We start from the raw sequence: 986 nt of genomic DNA on the forward strand, positions 1-986 counted from the left end.
AAACACGCAATAAACTACAATTATTTCGATCCAAAAGGAGCGCATTTCATCCCGCTAGAACGCTTTATCCTACCAATCAGTAAAGAGCGAGCAACACACCTCGTCGCAAACAAGACAAAGAACTGCCGAGTATTTGCCACACCACGCCCCGAATTCAGTCAGATAGCACAGCCAAACGCATACTTCTCGACAGACGGCGCGTCCAAAAGCATGATCAAGATACTGACACTCTTATGTGGCGATAAAACGAACGCGAAGAGGCTGGCAAACGACTTACTCACTCAGATTGATAATCAAAATGAGATTCACAAGCACTCTAAGAAGGAATTCAAAGGAAGACTAATGCGGTTCTACAATGCGCTACACAAAGAGAAACAAATCATCGCAGGCAGCCGAGCCTGGCTGGAGAAACATTTTTAAAATGGCGGTGAGAGAGGGATTCGAACCCTCGGTACGTTGCCGTACACACACTTTCCAGGCGTGCTCCTTCGACCGCTCGGACACCTCACCGTTTTTCAGCGCATATGTCTAAACATATTGAGTGGCTTCGTTATCAAAACATCGCTCTTGGCAACGCAAAGCAAGACAAACGACCCACTCAAACACCTCTCTTTACTCGACACGTTAAGAACGAAGTAAAGGTGTACCCAGTGCTGAAGAGCGGCGTAATTTATATGAGGAGAAAGTGAAAAGCAAGCCAAGTATTTACTTAGCTTGGTAGACAATACCGCCCTTGTACTGCTGCATCGTAAACTTCTCCCCAGCAGGACCAATGGACTCGGAGGCTCCGAGCATCAAGTACCCACCCGGACGCAACTGCGAATGAATCTTTTCTAAAATCTTCTGTTTATTCTCCGCAGAGAAATATATGAGGACATTACGACAAAATGCCATGTCTAGCTTGCCACCAAGTGCGATATAACTTTCTTGCAGATTAAGAGCTTTGAATTGAACCAAACGCTTAATCGCAGGTTTTACGGCCCAAG

2 protein-coding genes and 1 tRNA gene are annotated in these 986 nt (G+C 45.8%); 1 reads left to right on the plus strand and 2 read right to left on the minus strand.

Annotated features, from left to right (window positions below; all coding sequences use genetic code 11):
- The coding region (locus A3750_RS26635) for a hypothetical protein (protein ID WP_197475295.1) at positions 1-420 on the plus strand (420 nt) is incomplete at its 5' end.
- A 2-nt stretch (positions 421-422) separates the two neighbouring features.
- Here the strand turns inward: A3750_RS26635 and A3750_RS24495 are convergent.
- Both A3750_RS24495 and A3750_RS24500 read right to left on the minus strand, forming a co-directional pair.
- Positions 423-510 (minus strand) — tRNA-Ser (locus A3750_RS24495).
- Positions 511-705: 195 nt separating this feature from the next.
- A partial coding sequence (locus A3750_RS24500; RefSeq protein ID WP_304440226.1) for a CheR family methyltransferase occupies positions 706-986 on the minus strand: 281 nt, incomplete at its 5' end.

The sequence above is a fragment of the Oleiphilus sp. HI0079 genome, from assembly GCF_001635105.1.